Origin of the sequence: Flavobacterium tegetincola DSM 22377 (genome assembly GCF_000425485.1) — a bacterium.
Classification (GTDB): Bacteria; Bacteroidota; Bacteroidia; order Flavobacteriales; family Flavobacteriaceae; genus Flavobacterium; species Flavobacterium tegetincola.
The window spans coordinates 28,992-53,889 of the sequence record NZ_KE384389.1; the positions used below are offsets into that span (position 1 = coordinate 28,992).

Here is a 24,898-nt window from a genome sequence, read left to right on the forward strand (position 1 = left end):
ATATTTTAAGATACTTGTATGAAGTTTAACCGCAATGTCGCGAGGGTTTACGCAAGGTTCGGTAAGATTTAGATACTGAAACAAGTTCAGTATGACAAGATTCTTTACAGTGGTTCTGCATAGTTTTTTTCGGTGGTGGCGTTGAGGTAGGTTTTCGGTTTTGGTGGGGCATGGGATTCTTTGGTGAATTTATTTGCGTTTAGCATCCAGTTTTGTGCCGCAGCTTGCCAATTTTGCATTGGAGTTCTGCCGCCGACAAGCCAGCCGATGCTTGCGAAATAGTTGTAGAATTTCTGGGCTTCGAGGTCGGGAAATTTCTCTTGTGCGAAGTAGCTTTTGATTTCTTCTTGTGTGGGTTTGAAATTAGTATTTGGTTTTTCCGATTTTATTCCAGGAACGATGAAGTGTTTTTTTACTTTGATATTTTCAACTGAGGTCTCGAGTTGTGCTTCGTCGTCGTCTTTCTTTTTTTTGCGCAACTTTTTTTCTTTTTCGGTTTTAGCTTCCGTTTCTAAAAAATCAGGTTCTGAAGTTTCATTTATTTTTGCTTGCTGGCTTTTGTTTAAGCTGTTTTCAATGTTTGAATTGTTTATAATATTTGTATTGTTTATATAAGGTACTAGCGCTTGTTCAGTGCTTGTTTCAGAAGTAGTACAAGAATTGTTTACAACTTGTTCAACACCAATATACGAAATAGGTTCATTTTTTGAACTTCTTTCAGCTTTCAATTCCGGTCTTAAATTGTCTGAAAAGTTGAATAAAACAACATGACTTCCTCGAAATGGATTGAAAGATGGTTGGTAGTCAATGTAGCCTGACTGATGCAAATTTTTCATGCATTTGTGATACGTGGCTTTTGAACTGATTTTACTGATACGCATGACCTCATCTCGAGATATGCTGATGGGGTTTCTGAAACGGTTGCAGTTCCAGAATTGGAATAGTGCGATGTATAGGCTTACATGGGTAGGATTCAAGTTTTTATCAAGTACTACTTTTTCGAAGAAACCGGTTAGGTGTTTGATATAGTTCATGGGATAAGTATTAAGATTTAAGTATTAAGACTGGAGTTATAGTTGTGGTTTGTAGATTGTAAGTCATCAGTTGTGGGTTGAGAGTTTTGCCTTTTTTATTTTGCCGCGAAGACGCAATGGTGATTTAATTTGTAAGTAGCGCTAGGGTCGTATAGATGCGTTGTTCGTTTTAAGAACTGGATTCTGGCATATGCTGCGTTTTGAACAGTCGCAGGATTCGCAGGTGCCGTTGCAGGTTTTAGGGGTGTTTTTCATGAGTTGTGAGTTGTAGGGTTGTGAGTTATCAGTTTAGGGTTTGGTGTTTTATTGTCTTTGTAATTAATTGGATGTAAGTTTTTTATATTGTGGTTCCATTCCGATGACTCGGAAGGTTATATATAAGATGGTTTGAGTATGCTGATTTATGATTTTCGATGTTTGGCTTTTATAATTGAGTTCCGTTCCGATGAACCGGAAGGTTATGTTGAAATTATGGTTTGGATGGTCTTTTTATTTATTTGAAGAGGGTAGGGATAGCGTTGACTTTATTTCTGGTGAGGAGTTTATTGATGTCTGCTTGGTCGTAATATAAAATACCGCCTATTTTGGTATAGGTTAAGGTGCCGTTAATGCGGTGGGTTTGTAGGGTTCCGGGTGAAATGTTGAGCAGGGTACGTACTTCTTTTGATTTTAGCCATTTTTTTTCTGGCTCTTTTTGATTGTTCAAAAGCTCTTTGAGGTCTTGTAGGAGTGCGGTTTTAAATGCTGCTAAATCTTCGAGGGTAATGATTTGTACTGCCATAACGTTTGTTTTAGTTGGTTATGGTGCAAAATTGGAAGTATTGGTTTAATTTCCGTCACAAGCCACTCACAAGTTGTGATGGAAAGATTTTATTCTGCTTCATTTTCTTGTTTCATTTTGTTTGTTTCGGAGCTCTTCAATTGCTGAATATAAGACATCGGAGTCGCTTTTGTAAAGTTTTTGAAAGCACGGATAAAATTTTGAGTCGAACCAAATCCTGCCTCCTCTCCTAAAGCTGCATTGCTGTAGTAACGGGATTTGTTGTCATTTTCTAAAACGTCAATGATATATTGAATTTTTAAATCGTTGATGTAGCTTACCACTTTTTTGTTACGGTATTTTAGTACAATTCTTGCTGCATATTTACCGTTGATATTCATGTAATCGCCCAACTGTCTTAATGACATATCATTTTCAAGATATTTTTTTGATTTTTCAAATTTCTCCAACTTTTTAAGGGCCTTTGCTACGATGTCTGGGCTGATATCTAGGGTATCCCTATCATAATGGACTTGAATCAATTCATTGTTAGGTTTATCTTGAATTTCCCTTGCATTTTTAGCAAAATTTAAGTATTTTTTTCTATTCGACAAATAACGATATGCTAAAAACACAAAATCAATAATTACTATACTCAGTATAATCGATATTCTTCTGTTTTCAAATAACATCTTTTTTTGAACAATTTGTGCATTTTTGTTGTCGTATTCCTTGCGCAACTTTTTAGACAAATAGCTTTGTTTCTCCGTCAGTATTTTCTGAACGTTTGCCCATTTTTTTAAATACTTTAAGTATTCAGCGTGATTTCTGGATTCGAAATAATGAGCCAATAGTTCATAATTTTCTACTAATTCGGGTTTGATATAATCATTGGTGTCGTAGGACTTGTCTACCTCTAACAGATAAGGTATCGCCTGTTTTTGCTGATTTAAATACCAGTACGATCTACCGATATAAAAATTTGCTAAAGTTTGGTTGGGATAGTCTTTTTGTTCTATTAAAAAGGGCATTAAATCCGTGAGCTGCACTATAGCCTCCTCGTATTCCTCTAAATAATGTTGATTGATTGCTTTAGCATGTTTGAAATAGTTTTCCATTTTGCTCTCTTCTAACTCTTCACACTCCTTTAAGCCTAAATTAATGTAGTAGTCTGCAATTTGGTATTCTTTTAGCTTATTGTAACACAAAGCCAACGAATGCAATGTATTTAAATACGCTTGATCGTTTTCTACTAAAAAGTAGGGTTCGCAATTTTTTAAAAGAGCAACTGCTTCCTCATAATATCCCAGATAGTATTTGGCCTGTGCTAAAGCATATTTCAATTTGAACTTATCGTATTCTGCTTTTGTTAGAGCGAGGAAATGATCAGCTATTAAAAAATTGTCTGTTGCTTCCACTAGTTCTTTCTGATTATATGCTATGATGCCTTTGGTCAGATATGCGGTTCCCAAACATTTATTATCTTTTATTCTTCTTGCTACAATAATTAAACTATCCGCATATAATGGTAAAAATTCTTTTTTGTCCTTAAACATTACTGCCTTGTATGCTTTAAAGAGTTGCATATCTTGTTTTTCTCTTTTGGCTTTTTGCAACCATAATCTTGCAAAGGTTTTGGCTTCTTCTGGTTTTAAATGGAGATTTTGCATTTGTTGTTCGTAAAACAAATACTCAATATCATTTTTTTTAGATACTTGAAGTTTTTTAAATGTATCGGCATACGAACATGAATACCAAATTAACATTAGTATTATTAAAAGAAGGCTGTGATTTTTCATACAATTGGGGCTGTATTTCAGTAGATAAACGCGTATATTATAAACAGGTCTCTCTAACTTTCTACCATCATTTATAAAATTCCTATTTTATCAGATAAGCTTCTATTTGACTGACTTTTAGCTGTAGACTAGTTTCTATTTTATTTATTCAAATATAAGATTTTTATAGTATCAATTCGGGAATTGATGCTATTCAATTCCCGAATTGGGTTAGCAAGCAGTTGCCCATACCACACAGACCCTCTAGTTTTGCTACGAATTCAAAATCGTTTGCTTGTTTCAAAACAAGCGTTGTTCAGATTAGCCCGGGTGAAATGAACTGACCCAAACATCAGTTTCATTTTTAAAATTAATCGTATGAAAATTATTAAATTATGTATGTTATCTTTTTTATTTCTGTCTTTATCCTGTAGCGTTTCGGAAGATACAATACTGGAAAGCCAAGAAGTTTCGGGAACCCATTCTTTTGTTTATCAAAGTACATCAAGTGTGTTTGATCCGGGAAATAATGCGAATGCTTATGATACAGCAGGACAACTTCACGATGCCCTTTTTGAAGCATACTTCAGTAGTATAGACCAGAAACAACAGTCGGTGGTTGATGTGGTTCAATCTATTACTTCTTTGGCGCATTCTAATGCTCACTTTGTCCATCTGTCTGATACCTCGTATGTTTTTGACTCTTTTTTACGACTAGAAGCCGTACTTAAAAGCCCTAATGTAGCTTTAACTGCCTCCATCGATTTACAAATTGAGGATCCTACGATAGCCTTACTGTTTAAAGACTTTTTAACCCAATTTGAAGTCCACTGTAGTAGTGAAGATGACTATGCAGTTTTGCATGCAGAAGTAGTTGCTTTCGAGGCGCATATTTTATCTATGCCTTCCCTGACTACTAGTGATGTAGCGCAAATACTCACGACCACATCGGTGCTACGTTATTCGGTTGCGCGACGTAAAAAAAGACCTAAGAAAAATACCGATCCTGAATGGGATTTGCTGATCGCTAATATGACGGGCTCCTTAGAAGGATCCTCTAAAAACATGCAAGAAGCCATTGTATTTTCTTTAGTAGTAGGGATACTTGAAAATCAATAAAGTATTTAAAGCAAGAGGTGCTTTACTGCAGTAAACACCTCTTATGCTTTATAGGAATCGTCCATTCGCTTTTCTAGATTACTTTTTAATACATTTAGAAAACTGGTTTGCTCTATCGTTTTACGGCTTTTGATTTCTAGAAAAATCCGATTGTATTGCCCTAAGTCAATGTTAAAGATGGTTTCAGCTGTTTGCGCAATGGCTTTTAGTGACACTTCACCCTCGTTAATCACATTGCTAGCGTGTATGGCGTACAGTAACTCTACCAAAGCCACCTTGGTCCCCGTCCATTTTAAAAACGCTATTGGTTTTTTATCAGCTTCTGTCGTTATTACACATTGCTCTTGGTTGCTTTTTCGTCTACTTATAAACTGCTGAATAGCGTCATTTGCTATAATTCTTGCGACCGTAAAATCGTGCGCTGTAGTAAAATCTTTATCTGATTGAAAAGAATGACTGTCAGCAAATAATTTGATGTCGAGTTTTCTTCTGATGAAATATTTTTTATCGAGGGCTGCGCTTCCAGACCTGTAATATTTGTAAAAATCACTGTTTTTACAATAAAACTTTTTCAATCTCTTTTCTTCATTTTCATAATATTTGGTAATGATTTTGGTGCTTCCAACTGGCTTGCCCATTTCGATGTTATAAATTTCGATGTAGTAAATTAATTTACTTGCAAAATGCGGTTTAATAACTTTAAAAAATTCAATTTCTTGTGCTTTACTTTCAAATGTATAGCGTTTTACAAAATCTCTCAATTGCTCTAAAGTCTTTAGTACTGTTTGTATTGCTTCTTCTAAATACAAAGTAGATTCGCTTTCAAGTGCTGCAATTAATTCTAAGTTTTGCTCTAATTCCGCTTGAAGTAATGTTGTAAAATTTTTCATCGCGCTTCGTTTTTGATTTTGTTGATTCGCAAATCTATTTGAAGCGCCCAAAAGTTGCAACAGCAAGGTGGGTTAATTCCCGAATTGAATGGATCAATTCCCGAATTGCATATAATGAAAAACAGTACCAATGCTTAAAGACAAGTGCATTCCTATTATTGTTTTGAATTTTTATTGACATCATTTTGTTATTTTCAACATGAAAGCGGACGGTTGTTTTCAACAAATTAATTTACTGGAATAACATTGCTCCGAGTCGGGAGACGAAGAGCGAAAAACTATAGTTTGCACAGCTGGATTTATAAATAGCGTCGCTTCGATTCGCCAGACTTTGGAAAGCAGGTCTACACTAGCTGTTTCTTCTAACAGCTGGTGAATCTTAGTCAGATCGTATTTTACTGAAATTTTAATTTTTCTACTAGGTCATTAAAATACTGTTCACTCCAAATTTCAAGTATTTTATCGTCTTTTATAAAAGGTACCACATCTTCTTTTACATTGTTAAATGAGACTGCTTTAAATTTTTCTCGAAGTAAGCTTAAAAATCATTGGGTACTAACGCTTCCTTTGTCCAATCCCAAGTATCTTTTGCTCTAGCAGTAAAATGGTATAAATCTAAAGGAATACTTTTTTTAATGTACCATTCTAGGTCATACCAATCGCGTCCTTTGACTCTGTTCTTCCATTTTCGGAATAAAAGTGCGTGCATTTTGCCAGCAAAGAGGCTTGGCTTGTCGAAGCACTTTACATAAAATGAAAAAGGACGTGTTAAAAGTTTCATTTCAGGGGTAAAACCAAGAGGTAGTTTGCGGTCCACTTCTATTTTAATTTTAATTGTCCTGTTTGTCGTTTTTATTTCAGCCTGCTTTACAATATCTTCCAGTATTAGTTCTTTCCACTCGGATTCTGATTTGTGAAAAGTTGAATCGATATTTGTTTTTTTCTTTTTTCTCTTTCTCTCGGATGCTTACTTTTATGCCAATGGATTCAAATTCAGTCAAAATGGCATTGAAGTAGGGTTCAAGAGAAAAATCAACATTTGATTGTAGTAATGAAAAAATAAGGTCTTCTGAGAACCGATCTAAACCATAGAATATGCGTAAGGCAGTTCCTCCATAAAAGGCTGACTTTTCAAAGAAGTCGGTTCTTGAAAGCCCTGCCAGTGCTACTTCCTGCGTAATTTCTCTTAAGGCTGCCACAACCTCCTCTGTGTTTTTTGGTTCATATTCTCCAATCCATTCTTTAATCATAATTTTTCAAGTGTTTTAACAAGCATTCTTATACTTTCTTTTTTTGGTTCATCCACAATCCAGGACTTTATTTCTTTGAGGTCTAGTTTGTGCAATACTTATGGATCAATACGTAGGTCTTCTAGTAAAAAATTTCGTGTTTGTGTGGGGCTTCTTAAAGCAAGTCCAGTGCTTGTAATGATTTTATCACATAATGCTTTTTCGGTTGTGGCCATACGCACGAACTGTCCTAGTGAAAATTAAATACTTTTAATTCCAAAGCTGTAATAGGGTGAGGGCATAAAGCGGCAGCTGTACCTGCCTGTTGGAGTTTTATATTTTTTTGAAACTTTCAATGTGATTGAGCTTACTTCGTATATGCGTTCCGGAATTAGACTCCAATACGACAAGGCAGACTCAAGAGAGACATAACTTGGTCCCCATAAGTGATTGGCTACCGAAAAAGTTTCTGGACCCGTCGCGTCTGTTTCTACGCCAGCAATGTAAAGTCCTTTTTTCAAAGAAATCAAATCGCCACTCTTTATGAGTTCACTGATTTTGTCATTAGGTCTTTTGTATTCTTTGAGTAGCTCTAGTATAACCTGCCTACTTAATGGGATATTTGTAAATGGTTTGATAACTTCTTTAAAGTCTATTCTTGCTGAATTTGAATGCTTTAAATTGGAATTATTCCGATTTAAAGCAACTATTTTAAACATTTATTTTTGTGAAATTATTGATTGATAATCGGATTTATTCCGATTTAAGAGGGATTTTGCTACAAAATTGTAGTGCTTTGTAATCGTTTTACTTCGAAGGTTGGAAGGTTTCGAGGAGCAGGGAAACAATCTACTCTACCATTTTAATGGTATTTTAAATCTTAAATGCAAATGATTTGGGTTCTAAAGGACATGCTACGGTGTCTGGATATCGCATATCGTAATATGCGATATAAAAAGTGGAAAAAATAATTTTCAATTTCGAATATCTGTTTTAGAGTTGTAATAATCATAAAACTGAAACTACAACGCTAAAACATCATTTAATAAAAAGCGAAAGATTAACTCCTCAGAAGTGCATTTCGTAAGTTAGCATAGGCAAATACGTAAGAATTCACGTATCTGAAGTTGTTAGTTTAGTGGACTTCGAGGTCAGAGACCATCCTTTATTCAGCGGTTTCAATTAGTTTAATTATTCTGTACAATTCTTCAGTTACTTCATTTGTCTCGAAACAATCTTTAGCATTTCCCGATTGCCCAATTCCGCCTTCATTATATGTTAATCCATTTGTTCGTTTCAATTTTTCAATAGTTAATTCAAGAGAATCTCTGTCTAGTTGAATTGGATTTTGGTTTTGAGAATCGTAAAAATCACTAGTTCCATATTCTTTAGTTTCATCGTGACTTGTTCCGATTTTAGGAAGATATTCGTATAAAATAATGAAATTTTCTAAATCATAGTCTATCAATATTTTTAGCGAGTCAATAATTGAAAAGTTATAATAAGTCAATTCCTTTTTCTCTTTAATTATATTTAGGGCTAAACTTTCTTAAAGGCGTGGCTAGAGATGTTCATAATGCACTATTGGCAGGAGTTGGATACAATTTAAAGATCAGATTGAATCAAATCAAAGATCAAATTATTTTTTGGTTACAATTATTATTCAACTTTTTGCTAAAAATAAAGCCGCTATTTTAATCGAAATATAAAACAGTGGCTTTCTAAGGAATAACTAATTACATGAAAATCAACTATTTTAAATCTGTGCATAACATCACTTAATGGACTTTTAACCTTTGCAAAAATAATTCTATTTCTTGGTAATCCGGTTACTATTTTTAAAGGATGATTTGGATTGTGTAAACTTTTCTCTGTCTCAAATGCTATTGTCCCAACCACCATTTTTATAAAGTTTGGGAAACCAAATTAATTTACAAGCTTCATTAGGGTGTCGTGCGGCCGCTATTTGAAATCTGACGTAATTTTTGCCTAAACAATTTGCAGTAAGAAAACAATGTTTAAAAGCTACATCATCTGATAAATCAATACTTCCCTTTACGATATACGTTTCTGGATTTTGCTCTGTTTTTAAATCCCATAGTTTAAAAGAGGGGTGATTTAATTTAGAGTGCTGTACTAATTTAATTATTTCATTTATTTGTTTATTTACCGAGGCGATCCCTTGCGAAGTTTGTACTCTTTAAATACGATGGTTTGTTGCGTTTACAATGTCTGCATCTCTAAGTTTGTTTTGTTCTATTGGATTTAAGTGGTGTAATTCATCTACCTCAACGTGAATACCTAATTACGGAAAAAACGTATCGGTTAATGCTCTACCTGTGGGTCTGACCATATACTGCTGGGTTATGAATTTTAGTGTCAAATCATCCATTAGGTGCCATACTCTAGTTACCACATAATTCTCAAAACGTTTTCTTTCTGCTCTGGCAAGTTGTCGTGTAACTTAATTTATCCAAGGATTTTATTGTTTTATGAAAACTGTTATAGTTGTATTAATTAAATTTCAAAACCCCCTTCAAAAATGAAATTTTGCAGCAGATTATGTAGTTTTATATTTACTTTAAAAGCAGGAATAACCGTCCCTTCTACTTTCTCAAAATAGATCTTTGCTTTTATTTTATCAATTGTATCTTTCAATTCATCAAAACGGCCGTACTGATTGATGTTTGATTCATTTAAATTTGAGTCCATTAATCCACGAAGCTTTACTTCATCCAAGCCAAGGGTTGTTGCTAGTTTCTTAATTTGGTCATTCTTCGCGTTGTATTGGTACTCTGTAATATATTCTCTAAAGCTTTTACCATTCTCAATATGTATGATTCCTCTTTGCACATCATGAATAAATATGTTTGCAAATTTTTGTTCTTCTTGTGTTAGAGAAGCAAATGATTTATGTAATTCGTCTAGCGTTTTTTGCAATTCAATGGGGTCTACACCTTCCCTTCTCAAAATTTTCAGGTATTTATCAAAACGCGAGTTCATATAGTCGGCATCAATCTTGTCTGTATCAATCTCTGTTAAATGACCTTCAATTTCGTAAGGAACGTCGCTACTTGCAGAACCTCCACTAGTACTACTATATAGTTCTTTATACCTCAATGCAAGTATTAAATACGTGTTTTCATTTAAAAGCACATCAATCTCAAATTTACCATTTTCTTTGTCAAAAGTATATATTAACTGACTCCACTTAAAACCTTGGATTTTTGCCGCTTCTAAAATAAAATTCAGTAAACTAAAAAGTTTGGCAAATTGTCCTCTTTCTGGAATTCCAATAGGCAGTTTTTCAAAATTTTGTACACCTGCTGCTGCAAATAATTGCTCTATATCCCTATAAACAATGTTTAATGTGCTTAAGTTTTCGTCTAAATGCTCTACGAATAAATCTACTGGCTTGTCTCCGGAATACAATTTTACTGCCTCATATATATTGCGTTCCATGGAATGTGGATAACGGTAATATCGGATTGTTCCAAACGGTTTGTCTGGACCAAATAATCTATTTGTTCTTGAAAATGCCTGGATTATATTTTCATACTGAATTAATTTATCCATATACAGCGTATTGATCCATTTCGAATCAAATCCCGTAAGCATTTGATTGACTACAATAAGTAAATCAATTTGTTTTTCTGGATTATTTTCTATTCGTAAGTAAGGCTCTTTATGTGATAGTCTTGAAGCAATATCTTTTTTAAATTTACTATGTGTTGCTAAAGTATAATCTTGCTCATATCTTTCGTTATAATCCTCTAGAATCTCTACTAAACCATCTTCTTTATATTCGCCATTGCCTTCGTTATCTATATTTGGGTCGAACAGGGCTGTTATCTTTAATTTAGGGTTTGCTTCTTTTATTAACCTGTAATAATCAATAGCTTCGTTTATACTACTGGTTGCAAAAATGGCATGAAATTTATTTGCTTGACTTAATACTAACCAATTTTCTAGAATATCTTCGACTACTTTTTCTTGGTGTTCTATGCGTTCATATTGGGAAGATAGCAAATAATCTTCGATTCCATTAATGTATTTATTTACATTGTTTCTATAGCCCGCCATTTTCACATCGTTCATAAACTTATTGAAAATAACTTTCTTATTTGGGTCGGAAAGTGCTTCAGTTTCGTCAATTGCTTTTGCTTTTTCTAAAGCAATAACTCTTCGTAAATCTCTGTCTTTGTAGGTTAGTATTTTGTACGGGTCAAAGCCTAAGACATTTTTATCTCTAATACCATCTGCAATACTGTAACGGTGTAATTCGTCACCAAAAACGGTTGAGGTTGTGTTTAGTTTCTTTTGGTTTTCTTCTAAAATTGGTGTTCCTGTGAATCCGAAAAATATAGCTGAAGTAAAAGTGTTTTTAATATCAATTAACATATCTCCAAAAGTGGAACGGTGTGCTTCATCGACAATAAAAACAATTCTCTTATTGTTCATTATTTCGATGTCCTTCGTTTTTAGACCCCCTTCTTCCTTATTGATATTACTCATCTTTTGAATAGATGTAACAATTAAGGTGTTGGCTGGGTCTGCACTTTTTAACTTTGTTACTAAAACACTCGTGTTTTCGGTTGCTTGAACTTCTTCATTATCATCTGAAAAACCGCGGTATTCTTTTAATGATTGTGTGCCTAATTCTATTCTATCCATTAAAAAGATTACTTTATCCGCATCTTTAGAATTGGCGATTAATTGTGCCGATTTAAAACTCGTCATGGTTTTACCTGAACCAGTAGTGTGCCATATATAACCTCCTAGAGCGTGTTTACTTTTCCAATCTGTCTTGGCTACTTTATCTGAAATGGCATTTGCAGCATTGTATTGGTAACTTCGCATTACTTTTAAAACACCATCACTACCATCAGGAACGGTATAAAAACCTATTAGTTGGTGTGCCATAGGAATAGAAAGCAAAATTGATGCAATTTCGCTCCATTTGTTAATGGGTTCGTTATTAAAATCTGCCCAATGAAAATAGAAATCTTTATTGAATATACCTTCGGGACCAGGATTGGCAAAATATACCGTTTCTTCAGGATTCATTGCCACAAATACTTGAACCAACGAGAACAAGCCCGTAAATGTACCCGAACGTGCATAGTTTTTAATTTGTTCGCAGGCTTGACTAATTGCTACACCACTCTTTTTTAATTCGATGTGAATTAATGGCATGCCGTTTATTAACAATAGTAAATCGCCACGACGTTCGTTGATTATTTTAGATTTACTTTTAAATTGTGGTTGTTGAACGATTTGATACCTACTTTGTCCGCCTGCTATTTCATGACGGTCGTATATTTTTAAACTTACTTCTTTACCAAAATGTAATTTATCTAAAGGATTGTCTCGTTTAATAGCAACCGTTTTACCGTTTATAAAACCGTTTAGTTTTAGTGGAGTTCTTAATGTAGTGATTTGCTCTACAATTTGCTGCATTTCACCGTCTGTAAGTCGTTCATTGTTTAAACGATCTATATCTCTGTTATTATCAAATAGAATGTTTGCCCAATTTTTAAGCAAATCGGCTTCGGTTGGGTTTTTTATAATTTGGCTGTTCCACCCTTTTTGAGAGGAAAGTGCTAAAATTAAAGCTTGTTCAAATTCAGATTCTGTTGTAAATGTCATTTACTTTGTTAATTATATAATTTAGTCAATCATTCTCTGAAAACATGCTTTCTTAATACATTCAAATTTATCTAGCTCGTTTTTTTCTAATTCAATAAGAGTGTCAAGATTAGAAAGAAATTTTCCTATCTTTTTTTGTTCTTTGGGACAAGGATAAGGTATTGGCATTTCAAAAAAAATAGAATCTTTAATAGAAATCCTATCTGAGCGAGCACCTGAATCTCCATTCAACTTCATATATGAGTGCCAATATGCGCTTTTAAAATATTGCTCAAGAAAAGCGTTGTCAACATCATGAGTCCTAAAAACACAGTAAAGAGGTGACATAACGCCAGATCTAGCTAATTTATTTATATTAATAGGTCCTACAGGAGCAAGCTTTGAAATTCTGGGGTTATAAACAAAATCCTCATTTTGCACTATATAATAACCGTTCAAATTTTCTTTCTTTGATTTATCATGATCAAAAAAATCTCGCTGAGTTATTATTCCTAATCTTGCTGAGTTTGTAAAAGTTTCGTTGATTATAAATTCACTGTTTTTTTCGATAACTTTTCGCGAGATGTTTGACAACTTTGTTTTTGTCCAGCTTCCATTAAACTCTTTGAAACGAACCTCAGGAAGATCTGTACTATTTTTGGGAAACATTTTTTCAAGCATTACTTTTTTAAATAAAACTAATTTTTGATATTTTTCCTGATGGATTGATATGAGATAGTCAAAATTTTCAAATAATTCTCCAATTCGTTTTTGCTCAATATGCGATGAAGATATATTTACTTTTAGTGATATCAGATTTTCTGGTTTTACGGATTGTCTTTTTACTACAGTACCTTCCTCAAACCTTAACGCCCTTAATCTAAATTTTATGCTTTTCACTATTAATTCCATAAATGATGGTACTTCTACGGTCGTAAAAGTCACATAAATTGGTGAAATTACACCTCTTCCGTATTTATTCCTATCAATTGCACCATATTTAAGATTTGAAGGATTATACACTATATCATTAAATTCAGTCAGCTTATATACCTTGTTCGTTTGATCTAAAGTTAATTGATCTCTATTATTTGATTTCCTTTCGCTTCTATCAATAACACCTTGTCCAGAAGCGAAAGCCAAAATGGGAGCATCATCAGATATTTTTTGCATTTCTTTCCGTTCAATCAGAACTTGTCCTAGTTCTTGGTGCTTCCAGTCCTCAATAAACCCTTTAAAACGAACTTCTGGATTTGTGTTTTTCTTTTTACTTTTTTCCACTTAGTAAACTTTTAAATTCATTTAGTCCTTGCATGTCGAACTCATTGCCTTCTAATTCACTAATTAGATTAGACAATGAATTTTCTGCTTCGTTAATTTGGTTGGCAACATCTGAATAGGTCGTATTGTATTTATCTACCAATGTTTGTAGTGTGGTAGTTAGTACTTCTATCCTAGCTTTTGGCAGGTTGTTTAATGACGAAACAACAGGATTTATCCATTTTAATTCTAAAAGTTCATCAACTTGTTCCTCTTCCAGCGCTTCAATAGTTGCTTTTGTCAGTAAGTGTAATTTGTTTTTTTCTGCTTTGAGTTGTTTTTTAAGATCTTTTTCTTCGGTAATTAATTTATCTACTTTCAATATATTCGCTTCATAAGACTCCTTTTGGACGGCACCGTTCTTCTTGCTTTCTGCTCTAATTTGTTTGGCTAATTTAATAACCTCGGCATTTACAAAGTCCTCTTTTGCTTCGTTAACTGTATCTTCTTCTTTTTCTTCCTCGCTAAATGCTTCTAGAATTTCCTCATAGCTTCCTGTAATTTCTAGCAAACGATTTTCTTTTTGCTGTATGCTTAAAAGTTCTTCCTGTAAATAAGTTTCTTGTACTAAATCAAAAGGCATAATGCGCCCTTTCCAACCTTCTTGTGTCTCTACCTCTTTACCGTCTTTCTTTTTGAGTACCATGTTTGGGTCAACCACTTTAATAGCTTTAAAACCTTCGGTTTGTATGATTTCTAAATCTACTTTTATAGCGTCCCACTGATCGTCTAATAATTGATAGGCTTCGTATTTGTCAATCAACGAAATCGTTTCCAATCTTTTAAAAATATCATTCCCTAAAATTTCTTCTTGTTTAGGAATTTGCAAGGATTGCATATTGGTTATTAATTCTTGCTTTAAAAATGCCTCAAAGCTGTTGAATGAAGAATTGAATTTGTCTATAAAAGTGTTTATACTCGAATGCTCATTAATAGCAGTATTGATGTCTTCGACTTCTAATTTGTTGTTTACTTCAGAAGTTTTTGAAAATAGTGTTTCTCTTAGATTAGGGAAAGCTTCCCAATACTCATGTAGTTCATCTATTTCGTTAGTTGGAATACCACCAAACATAGAAGCATAAATATCCCAACTTTCTGTGTTTTCTAACGAATCTACATATCTTGGAATATTGAGGTTGTATTTGTTTGCTCTAATGGTATCGCGTTCTACTAACCTAGCAAATTTAGGAATTGTTTTTCTATCACGAATTGTATCACTTATACGTTTAATATCCGAAGATCTAAGGATATTACTTTTTACTTCCTTCTTAAAACACTTTGAAGCATCAATTATTAAAACATCAGTGTTTATTCGCTGTTTTTTTAAAACAATTATAACCGTTGGAATAACTGTACCAAAAAAAATATTTGATGGTAAACCTATGATTGTGTCAATATGATTGGCTTCAATTAATTTTGTACGAATGGTGCCTTCTTCACCACCACGGAACAAAACCCCATGCGGCAATACAATGGTCATAATACCATCGGGCTTTATGTGAAATAAATCGTGTAGTAAGAAAGCGAAATCTGCTTTAGATTTTGGAGCTAGTCCGAATCTTGCATAACGTGGATCCGACTCTTTATGAGTAGGTTCCCAAACTTGAGAGTATGGTGGATTTGACACTACGGCATCTACATATAGTGCATTGTAGGAATGAGTTGCGTCATTTTCATCAAAATAGGGCCAATCGTCTTCTAAGGTATCACCGTTTCGGGTAATGATATTATCTGCAAGAATGTCACGCATTACCAGGTTCATACGGGTAAGGTTGTATGTGTTCTTTTTTAGTTCTTGCGCATAGTATTTAATGTTATTTTTATTGTCCATGTGCTTGGCAACACTAGCACCAATATTGATTAGTAAAGATCCTGAACCACTACATGAATCGTATATTTCAATTTCGGTTCTGTCTTTTAAATGATTGGAAATAATCTCCGATAATAAAACTGAAACTTCATGAGGTGTATAAAACTCACCCGCTTTTTTACCTGCATTTGCTGCAAACATTCCGATTAAATATTCGTAGATAAAACCAAGTACATCATAGCCTTGGTTTCCATCCATTGGAATGTCTTTTATCAAATGAATTAGTTCGCTAATTGCCTTCGTTTGTTTGGCAGCAGTGTCTCCTAATTTACTTAAACCGGTTTCCAAGGTTTCAAAGATGCCGTCAAATAATTTTTTATGCTTGGGACTAATTAAACGGCTAAAAGCTGATAAAGCTATTCTAACATTTGAAACTTCGAAGTCTTTGCCTGAAGCAATCCATGTTGAGAATAAATTATCATAGGCTATGAAGTAGCCAATGTTACTTTTTATGTGTTCTACGGTATCAATTTCCTCCTCTGTAAGCACTTTTATTTCAGCATCAGTAAATTCTTCTTTTTTACAAAACTGGATTTGTTTGTCTGATAGGTATTTGTAAAAGATGAAACCTAAAATATAATCTTTGTATTCGTTTGCTTCAATTTTAGAACGCATTTGGTTTGCTGATTCCCAAATTTTGGATGCAAGCTGCTGTTTATTCATGTTTGTTTTGTTTGGTAAGGTACCTTTCTGGTGATTGTTATAATGTAAGCTCCACCTCATTTATGATAGGTGATTTACGATTGTACAGACATCATCAACTACTTTCTATTGTAATTGAAGCGTAAATATAATAATAATTTAGTCTCTTTTGCTTAAAGGTACTCAAATGTGCACACGTTGGGATTTTAATTAATGTAAGGACAATAAGAGGTTTTAAAGAATGTGTTTTTGATATATTTTTTGTTTTTTAAAACTATTTGCTTTCTTATTCCTATCGTTATTTAGTATGGATCTCCTATTTAGTCATATGCAAATTTTTTATAATCTCGCTTTGGAAAAGAGTGCTGAAAACGTAGTACTTCTTTTCTAATTTTATAAATTGCACTAAAATTAATACGTTATGAAAAAAATCTTCTCAATTACTTTAATTGTTTTTTGCTTTTTAAATGCAAATGCTTGGGGTTCTAAAGGACATGCTATAGTGGCGCAAGTAGCGTTTCATCATCTCGATGAAGCGACTAAGAAAAATGTATTGTCTTATTTGGACGGGATGACAATTGAGGAAGCAGCTAACTGGATGGACAATATCAAAGACGATCACTCTTACGATTATATGAAGCCGTGGCATTATGCTAATTATGGCGAAGGAAAGCCTGTGGAAATTTTGCAGGGTGCTAACATTATGTACCAACTTGAGCAGACTCTTAAAGCTTTGGAGCATAAAGATACCTTAACTAAAGCCGAAATTAAATTGAAAATTTTGTACTTGTTTCATTTGATTGGCGATTTGCACCAACCTTTACACCTGGGTTACGGGCATGATAAAGGAGGCAATACGGTACAGCTTAATTATAAAGATAAAGGTACTAACTTGCACTCGTTTTGGGACTCTGGCATCATTTATTACGAACGTATTTCTCTTAGTGATTGCTTGCAAGCACAAACTTATAGCGCTACGGAATTAAAGAGTTTACAAAAAATAGACTTGCTAATTTGGGGAAACGACTCTCGTACTTTACTTGGTGCAGTTTATGATTATAAAAAAGCAAAAGTAAGTAATGAATATGTTGCTCAAAGTGGGTTATTGATTGAAAAGCAACTACAGAAAGCTGGGATTCGCTTGGCAGGGGTTTTGGAGAAATTTTTTAAATCATAGTTATCACATCTAGCGTTGCCTTTTTATTTGATAATTATCCTAAATTATTTACTATAATTTTAAATTGGTTTTAGCTTTATATTAGAATTTTTCGATATATTGGTATCTCCAAAAGCTAAGTATTAAAAAATACAAATATTAACTTGATAAAAATTACAATTGCAGACAAACTAAGAAGTGAGTATGAGGGTTATAATGTTCTGGTAAAACTAATGTCAGAACATCAGAACACATCACAAGAATTGGTTATCATTGATTTATGCAACGTTTCCTTTATAGATGCTAATTTGTGTGCACTTATTGGGGCATTTTTTGAACTTTTAGAATCTAATCTCAATGAAATTAAGATTGAAAATATTAATAAAAGTGTTGAAACGATACTGCGTAAAAATGAATTTTTATTGCGTTTTGGATATGCGAAAATTTTTGATAATTATAATACCGCTTTAACTTATAGAAAGTTTACGCCGAAAGATGACCAGAGCTTTTCCGCCTATATACAAAATCAGCTTTTGAACAAACCGGGATTTCCGTCACATAGTGTAAAATTAGGTAAAGCTATTACGAGAAATATTTTTGAAATTTATGAAAATGCCCGAACGCATGGCAAATGTGCTTTTATACACACATGTGGTCAGTTTTTTCCTAAAGATCCCGACAAACCACTGCAATTTACAATTGTAGATAAAGGTGTAAATATTAAAGAAAATGTTTCAAATTACCTTAAAAGGGAAATGATGGGAGACGATGCCATTGAATGGGCGATGGTTAAGGGAAATACTACCAAAACTGGCTCGACATCTGGCGGCTTGGGTTTAGCAGTTATTTTTGATTTTATTAAACACAATAAAGGCAAGATTCAAGTTATTTCTTCGGATGGTTTTTATGAGTATAAGAATGGAAATATTATAAAAAGAACTATGAATGCTGTATTTGAAGGAACGATAGTAAATATTAAATTTAACCTCAATGATGCGAATCATTATATATTGCACGAAGAAGTTGATGATGACTTTGAAAATATATTTTAAACATGTACCTTTGCACCAATGATAAAAACAAATAATTTTACCATGAAACACTTAGTAATTAAAGATATAATTAATTCAGAATTAGCGGTTTCTACTGAAAATGGTAAGAAAGTTTTTGAGATTGTAGACTCCTATCTTCAGCAAAAAGAAAAGGTTGAGCTCGATTTTGGAGGCATTACAATAATGATTACAGCTTTTCTGAATGCTGCAATTGGAAGTTTGTACAGTAAAAAAGAATACACAGGGGAATTTTTAAACGAATATCTAAAGCTAGAAAATGTTGAAAAAGATGACCGTGTACTCTTTAAGGATGTAATCCAGCGTGCGAAAGAATATTTTGCTGACAAAGATTCTTTTGAAAAGAACTCAAATGACGCTTTCTATGGCAGTAACTAAGCTTTCAGATTTTAAAATTGGTTTTTCTGACCAATTTTTTTTTGATACCAATGTATGGCTATTATTATTTGGAACCGTTGCAGATTATCAGCAAAAGGACCAATTGCAGTATTCCAAATTTTTAGAACAGCTCTTAACACAAGACAAGCCACTTTTTTTAACTTCCCTGGTGCTATCTGAATTTTCAAATGTTTTATTACGTCGAGATTTTAATCAGTGGATTGATTCTAATTCTCATGTAGGAAAGAACTTTAAGAAAGATTTTGTGGGCACTGATGTGTACCAGAATTCTGTTGCATCGATTACTGTAGCGATAAATAAAATATTACGTCTACCCATTGTTACATTGGTTAGTGATAATTTTAATGCTGTAAACAATACCTCCATATTAGAAGACTTTAAAAAGATTGATTATAATGATGCCTATATTGCTGAATTGTCTAGACTAAATAATTACAAAATTGTAACGAATGATGGTGATTTTAAATTATTAGAGGCTAAAGTTGAAATTATTACTACTCAAGTATAATAGTTTTATTTTTGTATTTGTTTACCAATAAATCAAATTCAATAAACTCTGAAAGCTTTGGAGCACAAAGATACATTGGCTAAAGCCGAAATTAAATTGAAAATTTTATACTTGTTATATTTGATTGGGGATTTGCACCAACCTTTACACCTTGGCTACGGGCATGATAAAGGAGGCCATACGGTACAGTTTAATTATAAAGATAAAGGTACTAACTTACACTCGTTTTGGGACTCAGGTATTATTTATTACGAGCGTATTACTCTTAGTGATTGCTTGCAAGCACAAACTTATACCTCTATTGAATTAAAGAGTTTACAAAAAATAGACTTGGTAAGCTGGGGCAATGACTCTCGTACTTTGCTTGGAGCTGTTTATGATTATAAAAAAGCGAAAGTAAGCGATGAATATGTTGCACAAAGTGGTTTATTGATTTAAAACGGTAGTTTCATTGAATGTTTTCTGAAAAATTAAACATTAAGTGATAAAGAACCACACTATCTTCTGAGACATTGTGACATGAACAATAAGAGAAGCTAAAATCTGTTACAATTTCTCGGTACTGCAAATCTTGTGTTGTATTTGCTTCTGAAAAATTATTTGCTAATAGATTATTGATTGACGTTACATTAGCTTTAATATCTATTGGTTCTACCACAAAACCAATCATCCCATTTGTTTTATAGTGGGTTGAATAAGTGGTTGAAGCAAATCTATACATTCCGTCTTTGATATATTTTGCATTTAAACCAGTTGAACCATTAAGATTTGTAGCATTAAGCCTTTTACATTCAATAATGTAATATGCACTTGTATCCTGAAAAGTATTTAGTGTCTGAATTTTTAAATCAGTTCTACCTATACTTCTGTCTTCTGGAACCTCCCTGTCAAATAGGTAGTCAGTTAGTTTAATCTTTTTTCTGATTGAATTATCTTTCAGGTAATTTATCAATAGCACATCTCTAATAGCATTTTCATCATTCGTTAGTGATACATTGTTAGCTATCATTAAATTATAGCAAATAATGATTTTTGAAAGTACATCTTCAAATTCAGCATTATAGAAAATACCATTATATTCATAGCCAGAGGCATTTAGTTCTGTAAATATCATATCCCTTTCCTCCCCGCTTTAAGAATGGCATCAGCAAATTCATTTACATCTAAATAACCAATGGCTTTGTGCCAAAGTCGCTTTTCATTCGGTTTAAAAATATAGAAATAGTCTTTTTCAAATCCTCTTATGTCTTTCTGAATAAATAGTTTATCTGTAACTTTTTCTGAACTTATTTTTGTGAGAACGGATAAGATTTCCCAATCGCTACCTTGCTTGTCCTCCCATATTATAGCATTTTTGAAAGAGGAGACAGGAACTAATTTAAAAAACATTCCTATAATTTGGTTTGTATGCCAAATTTCTACAACAAATCTTTTACCGTCTTTTTCTAATTTTGATTTAAAACGTTCTATAAAAACGGAAGCATAATTATTAAGAATTTCATCATTTAGGTTGATTGTTGAGAACAATTCATTTTTACTATTATCGTTTCCAACAATCAAATTTAGATTAATTTCTAAAGCATAGTTAATCAATGATAATTCAGCATCTTCTAATTCTAATTTCTCGTAAATGGATTTATTTATGTTATTTAATTCAGCATTTACATCGTTTTCTAAATTATGTATTTTATGATTATCAATTAATATTTCTTGTTGCTCTGTATAGATTTGTAGTTTAGCTCTCTCAATATTCTCAATGTTTTTATTAATGTTTAATTCAAAATAGGGCAAACTAAATTTATTATAATTTTGAACTTGTTCTCTTTCTATTCCAATAGAAACAAAAGTATTGATTGCGTAATATGTAAATAGATTTGATGAAAAAATAGCAGAAATATTAAATAATGTTGATACATCATTTTTATTCAACGGTTTGATTGATGTAATACCATCTTTAAAAATTATATCTTTTGTTGCAATCGAATTCTTAACAGTAAGAGTATTCATATCCAGACCTTTCCTTGTTAGTAACATAGGGGCTTGATAAATTCTTATATCTTTAATAAGATCAATTTTTTCCTTTTCTAATAAATCTTCTTTTTCATAATCTATAAAAAAAGATTGAACAGCATTTGTTTTTATAAAAGGTATGTTTTCAATTCCTGATGTGTCTTTTGGAGTATCCAAAGCTTTAGATCTGCTATGGAAGCCTGTAGCATAAATAAATTTATTTTTATCTCCAATAATTTCTTTTATACTAAGAAAATTATCTTTTAATCTTCTTACAAAGTTAAAGTCCAAATAAGACCCATATACCAGCACTTTCCATAACCAATCAAATTCTTTTAATTTGTCTTGCTGTACTTGTTTATAATCACTTCGGTTTATGGTAAATATTTTAAACAACGAGAAAAATCTACTTTGTTTTAATGAAATATGATTTACAATGTTTTTATCAGTATTTACCCCATTTGCATAACGATAAAAAATAACGGCTGCAGGTGCTACAGCAGGTTTATTTGATTTTTCAAATACTTCATATCGTACTGGTGCTAATTCGAATACCTTATCGATAAAATATTCTTCAAGTAAATACTGCCTGAAAACGCTACATTCTTCTTTATTGTAACCCAAATTATACAAACTTCTACTCCCTATTATGAATGCAATTTGTGTTTTCTTATTACAAAAATCACTTACTCTTAGTACAAATCCCTCAGCTATTTCATTGTTATTAATTGCTATAGTAAATTTCTTTCTTAAAGGCTTCTCTTCATTCTTTCTATGTTTTAAATAGCTTTTGCCTAGATCATTCATTCCATTTCCTTTCCAAGGAGGATTTCCTAAAATAAAATCAAACTCAATATCTTTAAATTGGCTATTAAATATAGCATTCCCATCAAAAAAATCTGCTTCAAAGAAATTCGTATTAAAAAGAATAGGAAACTTAAAAGTCTCTATTGCAGGAGGCTCTAAGTAATCCAATAAAGTAAGGTAGATTGAAAAAACAGCAACCTGTACAGCACTTAAATCCTTATCAACACCATAGATATTTGCTTTTGCTAAATTTTTTATAGCAGTTTTGAATTTATCATCCTTAACCTTTATTCCAGTATCATTAATATACTTTTCAATAATTTTCCGAAGTGTTTCTACAAGGAAAATTCCTGAACCACAAGCTGGATCAAGTACTTTGCAGTAGGAATAATTGCCAGGTTTATTCAATAAAATTTCATTCAATTGAACATCTAATTTACTAATATCTGACAAATGTTTTTCTACAGTTTCTTTCAGAATGTAATCCACTAAAAAAAGGGGTGTATAATAAGCTCCCTCTTCTTTTTGATTTTCCTTGCCTATGAACATTTCATAAACATTACTAATAAATTCAATCGGGATTATAGAAAAATCGTATAGTTCAAATAGTGATAGTTGATTGTTGGCGATATTACCTCCAAGCAATAATCTTTTTAATACTTGATAATCATTTTTTCCGACTTGTTGATATTCGCTTGCTGATAATGGAAATAAATCACCATTAAAACCTTTGTCTTTATCTTCTATATATTCAAAAAATGCTTGTATACTTTCGGGATCATCTAATAGATCACAAAACTCTGTGTTAGACCAAGTACGTGATTTACCATCAAATTTTATTTTAACTTTTCGGTCAATTAAATATCGAACAAAAATAATTTTACCTAAAAGTGCATTAACAAGTTTGGCTCTTCTCTCATTGCCTTCAACAAGAATTTCACGTGCAGCTTTGATGTTCTGAAGTAAATGATAATCTACTCGGTTTTTATAATCTAATTGTTCCTTATATTGCTCCCAAGTTCTTCCAGTTACTAATTCAAAGTAGCTGAAATTTGTAAGCTTATCGGTATTTCCAAGCTTTTCTAATGATTTATTCTTTTTTAAATAATTGAATCCGTTAAAAATATCAACACTCTCATTATCAACAAAAATAGCAATTGGACATTCATTAAAATTCCAAATAGCCTCGTGTAATTCAGACTTGTTTTCTCTGTCTTTAAAAAACAATATCATTGGTTTATTATCAAACACAAAAATAGCATCAGGCTCAATTTTGCGCTCAATTAATCTTTTTACCCTATTAGGGAAGGAAGTTTCGGTTTTCCATTTATTCTCTTTTATAACGAAAAGCCCATTTTCCTTATTTAAACCGAGCTTCGAAAATATTTCATTTAATTTTTCCATTTGCTCTATTCTTATATCGTTTTAAACTCAATTCCTGCATCTTTCATCTGAAGTACGGTATTGGTTTTTAATTGGCCGTTTCCTTTCTTTTCCCGATCAATTTTTCCTCCGCTAAATGCTTCAGGTAAAATCTGTCGTGGTGCGTTGATTTTTTCTTGATCAGGAGTTAGACTTGTTTCGTCCATATTTTAGTTAACTTTTCTTTCAATTAATAATGTTGCGACTTCAACGTCAAGGATTTCTGCAATCTTGTATAGGTTTTCTATACTTGGTTGTCGCCTATTTTGGGCATACGAATTTACCATATTATAGCTCTTTCCCAATTGTACAGCCAACCATTTTTGTTTAATTCCCTTCTGTTCTAAAACGTCTTTTATTCGGTTCATTTTTGAACTTTTTATATTGTGGTCAAAAATAAGGATAAAAGTTTAACATCTCACATAATGTGCGATTAAATCATCATTCTGTTTGGCTGAAATATTAAAATTATTTATAGTTTAAATGGTAGTTAAAGCTTGAAAAAATAGCGGTGATTGGCAATATATCGATTTAAATAACGCTTTTTCAATTATGATACATTAATTTAAAGGCATAAAAAAAAGATACCTAAGCATCTTTTTTCTCTGACTTAATACTTGAGTCTAATTCTTTATAATATAATTCAAAATCGAAATCGATATCTAAAAGTTCTTTAGGATGAATACGTAAGCCTTTTGCAAGTTCAATGAAACTGGTTATTTGACAATTAATTTTATTGTTAGCAATGTCACTTATTTTTCCACTATGAATATTACATCTTGAAGCAATCAATGAATACGGTGTTTCTCCTTTGACAAATTTTACTTTATTAGCAATTAATTCTTTAATTTTTTTAGTGCTATTTTCCTGCTCCATTTTGAAATTTTTATGCAATTTGATTTAATTCATAAAAAAATTCATTACCGAATTCGGTAATAAGTAAAATAATTATTATATTTGTTTTCGATTGCAATGAAAATTGTAATTTTGCGACTCTTCAAAATATATTTGAAGCATTCGCTTAGAATCTCGTTATCAAAAACTGGTAATTTTAAACACACGAGATAATAAGTACGATGCTCACGCTCTAGGCGTGGGCTCACTTATTCGTGTGTAGGGTATACCAGTACCGTGATAACGTTTAAGCTGAGTTCCACGCTTTTTTTTTCAAAAGACCTACTCTCCTTTTATTCTTAGCACTGCTTTCTTTTACGAGGATTGTACACTGTATTCTTAATAATTAGATCCTGAAATAA

General features: G+C 32.5%; 23 protein-coding genes and 1 pseudogene. 6 read left to right on the forward strand and 18 right to left on the reverse strand.

Annotation, left to right across the window (positions count from 1 at the left end):
• Window positions 1-104: 104 nt before the first annotated feature.
• From H602_RS0117005 to H602_RS0117020, 3 genes are all read right to left on the reverse strand, one after another.
• Entirely contained in the window at window positions 105-1,034 is a 930-nt protein-coding gene (locus H602_RS0117005; protein ID WP_026979102.1) for a transcriptional regulator, read from the reverse strand.
• Window positions 1,035-1,527: 493 nt separating this feature from the next.
• Window positions 1,528-1,815: a helix-turn-helix domain-containing protein gene (locus tag H602_RS0117015; RefSeq protein ID WP_026979103.1), complete on the reverse strand. Its 288-nt coding sequence runs from the start codon at window positions 1,813-1,815 to the stop codon at window positions 1,528-1,530.
• An 89-nt stretch (window positions 1,816-1,904) separates the two neighbouring features.
• Window positions 1,905-3,593: a helix-turn-helix transcriptional regulator gene (locus tag H602_RS0117020; RefSeq protein ID WP_211224098.1), complete on the reverse strand. Its 1,689-nt coding sequence runs from the start codon at window positions 3,591-3,593 to the stop codon at window positions 1,905-1,907.
• Between the two features lie 357 nt (window positions 3,594-3,950).
• On the opposite strand from H602_RS0117020, the gene H602_RS19100 reads away from it, so the two are divergent.
• On the forward strand, window positions 3,951-4,691 hold the full coding sequence (locus H602_RS19100; protein ID WP_157505156.1) for a hypothetical protein: 741 nt from the start codon (window positions 3,951-3,953) through the stop codon (window positions 4,689-4,691).
• A 41-nt stretch (window positions 4,692-4,732) separates the two neighbouring features.
• Here H602_RS19100 and H602_RS0117030 read toward each other — a convergent pair whose 3' ends face one another.
• The 10 genes and pseudogenes from H602_RS0117030 to H602_RS0117065 all read right to left on the reverse strand — a co-directional run bounded on the left by H602_RS0117030 (window position 4,733) and on the right by H602_RS0117065 (window position 16,291).
• Entirely contained in the window at window positions 4,733-5,581 is an 849-nt protein-coding gene (locus H602_RS0117030; protein ID WP_026979105.1) for an RteC domain-containing protein, read from the reverse strand.
• Between the two features lie 538 nt (window positions 5,582-6,119).
• Window positions 6,120-6,512 (reverse strand): nucleotidyl transferase AbiEii/AbiGii toxin family protein, encoded by a 393-nt coding sequence (locus H602_RS20435; RefSeq protein ID WP_342663511.1) that lies wholly within the window; start codon window positions 6,510-6,512, stop codon window positions 6,120-6,122.
• Window positions 6,439-6,831: a nucleotidyl transferase AbiEii/AbiGii toxin family protein gene (locus tag H602_RS20440; protein WP_211224100.1), complete on the reverse strand. Its 393-nt coding sequence runs from the start codon at window positions 6,829-6,831 to the stop codon at window positions 6,439-6,441. Before H602_RS20440 ends, H602_RS20435 begins: the two co-directional genes overlap by 74 nt.
• Before the next feature lie 239 nt (window positions 6,832-7,070).
• On the reverse strand, window positions 7,071-7,529 hold the full coding sequence (locus tag H602_RS19505) for a type IV toxin-antitoxin system AbiEi family antitoxin domain-containing protein (RefSeq protein WP_051224620.1): 459 nt from the start codon (window positions 7,527-7,529) through the stop codon (window positions 7,071-7,073).
• A 446-nt stretch (window positions 7,530-7,975) separates the two neighbouring features.
• A complete protein-coding gene (locus H602_RS0117045; protein ID WP_026979106.1) occupies window positions 7,976-8,278 on the reverse strand; it encodes a hypothetical protein in 303 nt (100 codons plus the stop codon).
• A 408-nt stretch (window positions 8,279-8,686) separates the two neighbouring features.
• Window positions 8,687-8,989 carry a hypothetical protein gene (locus H602_RS20570; protein ID WP_169516050.1) on the reverse strand — a complete coding sequence of 101 codons (303 nt, stop codon included), beginning with the start codon at window positions 8,987-8,989 and terminating at the stop codon, window positions 8,687-8,689.
• A 126-nt stretch (window positions 8,990-9,115) separates the two neighbouring features.
• Window positions 9,116-9,262: pseudogene (locus H602_RS20575) on the reverse strand (AbaSI family restriction endonuclease); the annotation flags it as partial.
• Window positions 9,263-9,327: 65 nt separating this feature from the next.
• Window positions 9,328-12,459: a type I restriction endonuclease subunit R gene (locus H602_RS0117055; RefSeq protein ID WP_026979108.1), complete on the reverse strand. Its 3,132-nt coding sequence runs from the start codon at window positions 12,457-12,459 to the stop codon at window positions 9,328-9,330.
• A 21-nt stretch (window positions 12,460-12,480) separates the two neighbouring features.
• The gene (locus H602_RS20390) at window positions 12,481-13,719 is read right to left on the reverse strand and encodes a restriction endonuclease subunit S (RefSeq protein WP_026979109.1); all 1,239 of its coding nucleotides are present in this window, start codon (window positions 13,717-13,719) and stop codon (window positions 12,481-12,483) included.
• Window positions 13,706-16,291, reverse strand: coding sequence for a type I restriction-modification system subunit M (locus tag H602_RS0117065; protein ID WP_026979110.1), 2,586 nt, complete (start codon window positions 16,289-16,291; stop codon window positions 13,706-13,708). Before H602_RS0117065 ends, H602_RS20390 begins: the two co-directional genes overlap by 14 nt.
• 400 nt (window positions 16,292-16,691) lie before the next feature.
• Here H602_RS0117065 and H602_RS0117070 point away from each other — a divergent pair, with 400 nt between their 5' ends.
• From H602_RS0117070 to H602_RS19120, 5 genes are all read left to right on the forward strand, one after another.
• The gene (locus H602_RS0117070) at window positions 16,692-17,447 is read left to right on the forward strand and encodes a S1/P1 nuclease (RefSeq protein WP_026979111.1); all 756 of its coding nucleotides are present in this window, start codon (window positions 16,692-16,694) and stop codon (window positions 17,445-17,447) included.
• 143 nt (window positions 17,448-17,590) lie between these two features.
• Complete coding sequence (locus H602_RS0117075) at window positions 17,591-18,478, forward strand: hypothetical protein (RefSeq protein WP_051224623.1); 888 nt, start codon at window positions 17,591-17,593, stop codon at window positions 18,476-18,478.
• A 42-nt stretch (window positions 18,479-18,520) separates the two neighbouring features.
• Window positions 18,521-18,874 (forward strand): STAS-like domain-containing protein, encoded by a 354-nt coding sequence (locus H602_RS19115; protein WP_169516048.1) that lies wholly within the window; start codon window positions 18,521-18,523, stop codon window positions 18,872-18,874.
• Window positions 18,861-19,403, forward strand: a complete 543-nt coding sequence (locus H602_RS0117085) for a type II toxin-antitoxin system VapC family toxin (RefSeq protein WP_026979113.1) — start codon at window positions 18,861-18,863, stop codon at window positions 19,401-19,403. The genes H602_RS19115 and H602_RS0117085 overlap by 14 nt, the downstream gene beginning before the upstream one ends.
• Before the next feature lie 57 nt (window positions 19,404-19,460).
• Complete coding sequence (locus H602_RS19120) at window positions 19,461-19,841, forward strand: S1/P1 nuclease (RefSeq protein ID WP_026979114.1); 381 nt, start codon at window positions 19,461-19,463, stop codon at window positions 19,839-19,841.
• A 10-nt stretch (window positions 19,842-19,851) separates the two neighbouring features.
• Here H602_RS19120 and H602_RS0117095 read toward each other — a convergent pair whose 3' ends face one another.
• The 5 genes from H602_RS0117095 to H602_RS19125 form a co-directional block, all read right to left on the reverse strand.
• Window positions 19,852-20,517: a hypothetical protein gene (locus H602_RS0117095; protein WP_026979115.1), complete on the reverse strand. Its 666-nt coding sequence runs from the start codon at window positions 20,515-20,517 to the stop codon at window positions 19,852-19,854.
• Complete coding sequence (locus H602_RS0117100; RefSeq protein ID WP_026979116.1) at window positions 20,514-23,624, reverse strand: Eco57I restriction-modification methylase domain-containing protein; 3,111 nt, start codon at window positions 23,622-23,624, stop codon at window positions 20,514-20,516. Before H602_RS0117100 ends, H602_RS0117095 begins: the two co-directional genes overlap by 4 nt.
• 11 nt (window positions 23,625-23,635) lie before the next feature.
• A complete protein-coding gene (locus H602_RS20030; protein ID WP_157505160.1) occupies window positions 23,636-23,809 on the reverse strand; it encodes a hypothetical protein in 174 nt (57 codons plus the stop codon).
• A gap of 3 nt (window positions 23,810-23,812) precedes the next feature.
• Entirely contained in the window at window positions 23,813-24,010 is a 198-nt protein-coding gene (locus tag H602_RS0117110) for a helix-turn-helix domain-containing protein (RefSeq protein ID WP_026979117.1), read from the reverse strand.
• Between the two features lie 220 nt (window positions 24,011-24,230).
• Entirely contained in the window at window positions 24,231-24,518 is a 288-nt protein-coding gene (locus tag H602_RS19125) for a hypothetical protein (protein WP_035759945.1), read from the reverse strand.
• Window positions 24,519-24,898: the final 380 nt, after the last annotated feature.

Bases quoted from the DNA above. Each gene is read 5' to 3' on its own strand.
- H602_RS0117005 (WP_026979102.1), bottom strand. From the start codon at position 1,034: ATGAACTATATCAAACACCTAACCGGTTTCTTCGAAAAAGTAGTACTT.
- H602_RS0117015 (WP_026979103.1), bottom strand. From the start codon at position 1,815: ATGGCAGTACAAATCATTACCCTCGAAGATTTAGCAGCATTTAAAACC.
- H602_RS0117020 (WP_211224098.1), bottom strand. From the start codon at position 3,593: ATGAAAAATCACAGCCTTCTTTTAATAATACTAATGTTAATTTGGTAT.
- H602_RS19100 (WP_157505156.1), top strand. From the start codon at position 3,951: ATGAAAATTATTAAATTATGTATGTTATCTTTTTTATTTCTGTCTTTA.
- H602_RS0117030 (WP_026979105.1), bottom strand. From the start codon at position 5,581: ATGAAAAATTTTACAACATTACTTCAAGCGGAATTAGAGCAAAACTTA.
- H602_RS20440 (WP_211224100.1), bottom strand. From the start codon at position 6,831: ATGATTAAAGAATGGATTGGAGAATATGAACCAAAAAACACAGAGGAG.
- H602_RS19505 (WP_051224620.1), bottom strand. From the start codon at position 7,529: ATGTTTAAAATAGTTGCTTTAAATCGGAATAATTCCAATTTAAAGCAT.
- H602_RS0117055 (WP_026979108.1), bottom strand. From the start codon at position 12,459: ATGACATTTACAACAGAATCTGAATTTGAACAAGCTTTAATTTTAGCA.
- H602_RS0117065 (WP_026979110.1), bottom strand. From the start codon at position 16,291: ATGAATAAACAGCAGCTTGCATCCAAAATTTGGGAATCAGCAAACCAA.
- H602_RS0117070 (WP_026979111.1), top strand. From the start codon at position 16,692: ATGAAAAAAATCTTCTCAATTACTTTAATTGTTTTTTGCTTTTTAAAT.
- H602_RS19115 (WP_169516048.1), top strand. From the start codon at position 18,521: ATGAAACACTTAGTAATTAAAGATATAATTAATTCAGAATTAGCGGTT.
- H602_RS0117085 (WP_026979113.1), top strand. From the start codon at position 18,861: ATGGCAGTAACTAAGCTTTCAGATTTTAAAATTGGTTTTTCTGACCAA.
- H602_RS0117095 (WP_026979115.1), bottom strand. From the start codon at position 20,517: ATGATATTTACAGAACTAAATGCCTCTGGCTATGAATATAATGGTATT.
- H602_RS0117100 (WP_026979116.1), bottom strand. From the start codon at position 23,624: ATGGAAAAATTAAATGAAATATTTTCGAAGCTCGGTTTAAATAAGGAA.
- H602_RS20030 (WP_157505160.1), bottom strand. From the start codon at position 23,809: ATGGACGAAACAAGTCTAACTCCTGATCAAGAAAAAATCAACGCACCA.
- H602_RS0117110 (WP_026979117.1), bottom strand. From the start codon at position 24,010: ATGAACCGAATAAAAGACGTTTTAGAACAGAAGGGAATTAAACAAAAA.
- H602_RS19125 (WP_035759945.1), bottom strand. From the start codon at position 24,518: ATGGAGCAGGAAAATAGCACTAAAAAAATTAAAGAATTAATTGCTAAT.